Source organism: Pseudomonas sp. Sample_20 (assembly GCF_004307585.1).
Classification (GTDB): Bacteria; Pseudomonadota; Gammaproteobacteria; order Pseudomonadales; family Pseudomonadaceae; genus Aquipseudomonas; species Aquipseudomonas atacamensis.
This window is the reverse complement of sequence record NZ_RCOA01000119.1, coordinates 1-6196: the sequence shown is the minus strand read 5'-3', so window position 1 is coordinate 6196 and position 6196 is coordinate 1. Positions and strand designations below refer to the sequence as shown.

3 protein-coding genes and 1 pseudogene are annotated in these 6196 nt (G+C 61.4%); 1 reads left to right on the top strand and 3 read right to left on the bottom strand.

Features of this window, described 5'->3' with window-relative positions:
• Nucleotides 1-300 precede the first annotated feature (300 nt).
• The 3 genes from D8U70_RS23295 to D8U70_RS23285 form a co-directional block, all read right to left on the bottom strand.
• Nucleotides 301-2934 carry an excinuclease ABC subunit UvrA gene (locus D8U70_RS23295; protein ID WP_130929832.1) on the bottom strand — a complete coding sequence of 878 codons (2634 nt, stop codon included), beginning with the start codon at nucleotides 2932-2934 and terminating at the stop codon, nucleotides 301-303.
• Nucleotides 2935-2972: 38 nt separating this feature from the next.
• Nucleotides 2973-5084: a PAS domain-containing hybrid sensor histidine kinase/response regulator gene (locus D8U70_RS23290; RefSeq protein ID WP_130929831.1), complete on the bottom strand. Its 2112-nt coding sequence runs from the start codon at nucleotides 5082-5084 to the stop codon at nucleotides 2973-2975.
• Between the two features lie 135 nt (nucleotides 5085-5219).
• On the bottom strand, nucleotides 5220-5909 hold the full coding sequence (locus tag D8U70_RS23285; RefSeq protein ID WP_024012714.1) for a GntR family transcriptional regulator: 690 nt from the start codon (nucleotides 5907-5909) through the stop codon (nucleotides 5220-5222).
• Between the two features lie 126 nt (nucleotides 5910-6035).
• Between D8U70_RS23285 and D8U70_RS28185 the strand changes: the two are divergent.
• A pseudogene (locus D8U70_RS28185) lies at nucleotides 6036-6152 on the top strand (metal ABC transporter ATP-binding protein); the annotation flags it as partial.
• Nucleotides 6153-6196 lie beyond the last annotated feature (44 nt).

Sequence of the window (6196 nt, the reverse complement as noted above, 5' to 3'; positions counted from 1 at the left end):
TGCTCGCGAAGGCGTCCGTCCAGTCAGTTCATCTGCGACTGACACTCTGCTTTCGCGAGCAGGCTCGCTCCCACAGGGGGTCTGCTGCGTTACCACTTTATTGAGTACAGCCTGCAAAACTGTGGGAGCGAGCTTGCTCGCGAAGGCGTCCGTCCAGTCAGTTCATCTGCGACTGACACTCCGCTTTCGCGAGCAAGCTCGCTCCCAAAGGGGATCCGAGTGTAACCACCTTTTCCGGGTACACCTTTCAAACCTGTGGGAGCTGGCTTGCCAGCGATGGCGTATGGCAAGGCGCCGCCATCATCGGCTTAATGCCCGAGCCAGAAACGGCGCAGTCTTGCTCTTCTTGCTCGCAGCAACTTTTTGCGGTGTGCCGGCGGCGACGATCCTGCCGCCCTGATTGCCCGCTCCAGGGCCGATGTCTATCACCCAGTCGCTCTGCGCGACGACACGCATTTCGTGTTCGACCACAATCACCGTGTGCCCCGCCGTCACCAGCGTATCCAGCTGCTCGAGCAGTCGATCGACATCTCGCGGATGCAATCCAGTAGTCGGTTCATCCAACACATACAAGGTCGCGCCACGCTGGTTGCGCTGCAATTCGGTTGCCAGTTTGATCCGCTGCGCCTCACCACCGGAGAGTTCCGTGGCCGGTTGCCCCAAGCGCAAGTAACCCAGGCCGATATCGCGCAGCACTTCCAGCGAACGACGAATTCCTGCCTGCTCGGCAAACACCGACACCGCCTCATCGACAGTCAGTTGCAGCACCTGAGCGATGCTCAAGCCCTGCCAGAGAATCGCCAGCGTCTGCGGGTTATACCGCGCGCCATGACAGGTCGGGCACGGCGCATACACGCTGGGCATGAACAGCAATTCCACACTGACAAAACCTTCGCCCTCACACGTGGCGCAACGGCCCTTGGCGACGTTGAAGGAAAACTGCCCGGCGTCATAGCCCGCCGCTTGTGCCTCGGGAGTCGCGGCGAATAGCTTGCGCACGTTGTCGAACAGCCCGGTATAGGTCGCCAGATTGGAGCGCGGCGTGCGCCCGATGGGTTTCTGATCAACCTGCACCAGGCGTTTGATCGACTCCAGGCCGGCGCTGATCTGCCCGGTGCTGGGCGGCGGCGTGTCATCTTCCAGACTCGGTTCTTCCGACTCGGCCTCGGCCACTGGACGGCCCAACTGCGCGCCGACCAGTTCCAGCAAGGCCTGACTGACCAGACTCGATTTGCCAGAACCCGATACGCCGGTCACCGAGGTGAAACAGCCCAAGGGGAATTCGGCGCTGAGATTATTCAGGTTATTGCGCGTCACGCCGTCCAGCTTCAGCCAGCCGCTCGGCTTGCGCGCGGCGCGCTCAGGGCGTTGATTTTCGGCAAACAGATAAGCGCGGGTCTGCGAGTCTGCAATATCAGCAAGTCCCGCAGGCGGACCGCTGTACAACACGCGGCCGCCCTTTTCGCCCGCCGCCGGGCCGACGTCAATCAGCCAGTCGGCACGGCGCATGGTTTCAACATCGTGCTCGACCACAAACAGCGTATTGCCGTCAGCCTTCAAGCGCTGCAACGCCTCGAACAGCGCCTCGCCATCCGCCGGATGCAGACCGGCAGACGGTTCGTCCAGCACATAAATCACCCCGAACAACTGCGAACCCAATTGCGTGGCCAGGCGCAAACGCTGCAACTCGCCCGACGACAGCGTCGGTGTACTGCGTTCCAGCGCCAGATACCCCAGGCCGAGATCGGTCAGGGTGCTGACCCGCTCCAGCAAATCCTCAGCAATGCGTTGCGCCGCCAAGCGTTTTTCCAGCGACAGGTTCGGCGTGTGGCGCACGTCCGGTGCGCTGGCATGCCCGCTGGCGCCATGGGCGACCCGCTGCTGACGCGCCTCGCGGGTTTGCGCATGGCTGAGGGTGTCGCCGCTCTCCTCGGCTTTTTCCAGATAATTTGCTGCTGCTACAGGCCGCAGCACTTCGGCCACTTGCAGCAACGGCATCTGCGACAACTCGCCAATGTCGTAGCCGGCAAAGGTCACCGACAACGCCTCGCGCTTGAGCCGTTTGCCCTCGCACAACGGGCACGGGCTGCCGCGCATGAACTGCGAAACACGCTTCTTCATCAGCGCACTTTGCGAGTGGGTGAAGGTGTGCAGGATGTAGCGCCGCGCGCCAGTGAAGGTACCCTGATAACTCGGTTCCATTTTGCGTTTGAGCGCGACGCGGGTTTCTTCCGGGGTCAGCCCGGCGTACACCGGCACCGTCGGCGTTTCTTCAGTGAAAAGAATCCAGTCGCGCTGCTTTTTCGGCAGTTTCTTCCAGGGAATATCGACATCAATGCCCATGGTCACCAGGATATCGCGCAGGTTCTGCCCCTGCCACGCCAAGGGCCACGACGCCACGGCGCGCTGGCGGATGGTCAGGTTCGGGTCCGGCACCATCAGCGCTTCGGTCACTTCATAGACGCGGCCAAGTCCGTGACACTCCGGGCAGGCGCCTTGGGGTGTGTTCGGTGAAAAGTCTTCGGCATACAGCATCGGCTGCCCCGGCGGATAACTGCCGGCGCGGGAATAGAGCATGCGGATCAGGCTCGACAACGTCGTCACGCTGCCCACCGAGGAACGCGCGCTCGGCGTGCCGCGCTGCTGTTGCAAAGCGACGGCGGGCGGCAGTCCTTCGATGGAATCGACATCCGGCACGCCGACCTGATCGATCAGCCGCCGCGCGTACGGCGCCACCGATTCGAAATACCGCCGCTGGGCCTCGGCGTACAGCGTGGAAAACGCCAGCGACGACTTGCCCGAACCCGAGACGCCGGTGAACACCACCAGCGCATCGCGCGGAATATCGACATCAACGTTCTTCAGGTTATGTTCGCGGGCGCCGCGCACACGAACCATGCCGGCGGGTGCTTTGGAATTGCGCTTGGAAATCATCGGCCTGCCTTGATTGAAAAACTGGGCGGCGCTCGGCTTCAGGTGCCGAGCACCTCGCAAATCATCTGCAGTAACGCTTGCGGGCTGTAGGGTTTGCCGAGCAGATGCGTATCGGGGCTGAGCTGGTGGTCGCGGGAAATGATGTCGCGGGTATGCCCGGAAGTGAACAGCACAGGCACCGGCGGTGTCTGCACCTTGGCCCACGCGGCCAGATCCGAACTCTTGATCAGGCCGGGCATGACCACGTCGGTGAAGATCAGATCGATCTCGATGCCTTCCAGCAACATCTGCATGGCCACGTCGCCATTGCACGCGGTCATCACCCGATAGCCTTCTTCGCGCAGCAACTCGACCGCCGAAGCGCGCACCGCGTCATTGTCTTCCACCACCAGAATGGTTTCGTGGCCGCCGCTCTTGCGTTCGCCGACACTGGCGGTCTCTTCGCGAACCGGACGCAGACTGCGCGGGAAATACAACTGCACCCGCGTGCCTTCGCCGAGCTTGCTGTCGATCTCGACGTGGCCGCCACTCTGTTTGACGAAGCCGAAAACCATGCTCAGACCGAGCCCGGTGCCCTGGCCGTCGGCCTTGGTGGTGAAGAACGGTTCGAAGACCTGTTCCAGCATTTGTGGGGCAATACCCACGCCGGTGTCGGTGACCGCCACGCGAACATACTCACCGGCCGCTATGCCCTTGCCGGCGCAGTATTCGCTGTCCAGGCTGACATTGGCGGCACTGAGGCCGATGACGCCCTCGCCTTTCATCGCGTCGCGGGCGTTGATGGCCAGATTGAGAATCGCGTTTTCCAGTTGGTTGCGGTCGACATTGATATGCCACGGCTGCGGCGGCAACTGCACGTCGATCTGAATGGTTTCGCCCAAGGCGCGTTGCAGCAACTCGCCAACGCCTTCGAAAATCTGTTCGGGGTTGCACACGGCGGGTGAAAGCGGTTGCCGGCGGGCAAACGCGAGCAATTGTGAAGACAGTTTGGCCCCGCGCTCGACCGCCGCCAGCGAAGCCCCGACCCGGCGCTGCACGTTGGCATTGTTGGGCTCGTGCCGAGCGAGCAGATGCAGGTTGCCGGCGATGACTTGCAGCAGATTGTTGAAGTCATGGGCAACGCCACCGGTCAGGCCGCCGATGGCTTCGAGTTTCTGCGACTGGCGAAGTTGTTCTTCAGCCGCCAGTCGCGCATTCACCTCAGCGGCCACGCGCTGTTCGAGGTTACGGGTGAATTTGAGCAGCGACTCTTCAGCATTCTTGCGCTCATGAATATCGATCAGCACGCCGGGGAAGCGAAACGGCCTTCCGTCTTCATCGAACTCGCAGGCACCACTGGCCAGCACCCACAGATATTGGCCATCGCGGCGCTGTACACGGTACTCGGCGTTGTAGGGCTCGCCAGTGCGCACACAATGGGCGACCCGCTCCTGGACCCATTGGTGGTCGTCGGGATGAATGCGCGATTCGGCGATCTCTTGTTGCAGATCGCTCAGGTCCTGATCCGGCGGATAGGAAAAGGTGCGGGCGAAACGTTCGTCAGCGGAGAAGCGATTGTTCTTGATGTCCCAGACAAACGAGCCAAGCAGTGCGCCGGCATTCAGCGCCAGACGCACGCGCTCGTTGTCGGCGCGATAGGCATCTTCGGCCGCCTGGCGCAGGCGCTCGGAATGCACCAGTTCGGTGGTTTCGACCACCATCGCCATGACGCCGCCGGGCACGCCTTCGTCGTTGGCCACCGGGCTGTAATACAAATCCATCCAGACGTCTTCGGGCACGCCGTCGCGCAGCAATACCAGCTCTTTGTTGCGATAGGACAAGGTGCCACCGGCCAGGCAGGTGTCAACGACGTGGCGGTTGAACTCGGCGACTTCCGGCCAGCCCAGCTCAACCGGGACGCCAAGCAGATAGGGGTGGCGGCCGCCGGCGAATTCGGAATAAGCGTCGTTGTAGATCATGTAGCCGGCGTGCCCCCACAGCATCACCATGGGCAACGGCGAAGCCAGCATCAGTTGCACGGTGTTGCACAGGCTGGCCGGCCATTCGGCGAGCGCGCCCAGTTCGGTGTGGCTCCAGTCGAACGCACGGATGCGTTCGGCCATTTCGCCTTTCCAGCCCTCACAGCCGTGGCTTTCGGATAAAAACTGCATCGCCTGACTCAGTGTCCTTTTTTGCGGTTTTCCGATCTATCGCAACGCTACAACGACGCGACGCCCGTGTGTTTCGAGGCTGTGAAAACGCATTGGTTTCATCGCAGGTATAGCCGATTTGCGACGCAGAGCCATTCAAACGCCAATCAAGTGCTTGAGTGGGTGATAGCCGGTTTTCATTTTCGCCGCGACGTCGAGGATCGCCTTCTCGATTCCGTTGAGGTGCGTGCAGGTCAGTTCGATCGCGGCGCTCTGATCGCCGGCTTCGATGTACTCGAGCAAACGCAGGTGTTCATCGTCGCGGCAGGCTTGATGACTGTCATCATCGAGCGCGGCGGCATATAGCGAGGCCCGCGAGATCAGCTTCTGGAACCAGTCGAGCAGTACCGGATTGTTCAGGCTGCGCGCCAGTTTGAGGTGGAACTCGCCGAGCAGATGGATCAGTCGTTCATGGTCGCCGGCAGCATGCGCGGCATCTTCCAGTAACAAGTGCTCGCGCAGGTCCTGCATGGCAACGCTGTCTTTACGCCGGCACAGTTCGGTGACGATGCCGATCTCGATTAGCCGCCGGGTTTCGAACAAGGAACGCAGCTCTGCGTCACTGGGCAGCGACACCGATGCGCCTTTGTTGGGCTCGGTCGTCACCAGGCCATCGGCCTCCAATTGCTTGAGCGCAGCACGCACCGAGGTGCGGCTGACATTGAACAGCTCGGCCAGCGAGGCCTCACCCAGCTTCATGCCCGGGCGCAACGAACGCTTGCTGATCGCCGCGTAAACGCCTTGGTAGACGCGGTCGACCGTGGTTTCCAGCTTTTTTTCGCTCATTCGAACACTCCTTTGGCGTCGGGCAATTCATCCTGGCAGTGGCTGGCCATGGAGTTGATCGGGTTCCCGTACCAGTGTGAAGCGCAGAATATCTGCCTTCGGCCCAAAGGTGCAGCCTTTTGATTTATCTCGATTTTGAATAAACAGCCAAAACCTGTGGGAGCGAGCCTGCTCGCGAAGGCGGCGGCACATTCAACATCGTCATTGCCTGACACTGCGCTTTCGCGAGCAGGCTCGCTCCCACACTGATCCGGGGCAGATCGACCATCTTCATCGCAACCAAAATC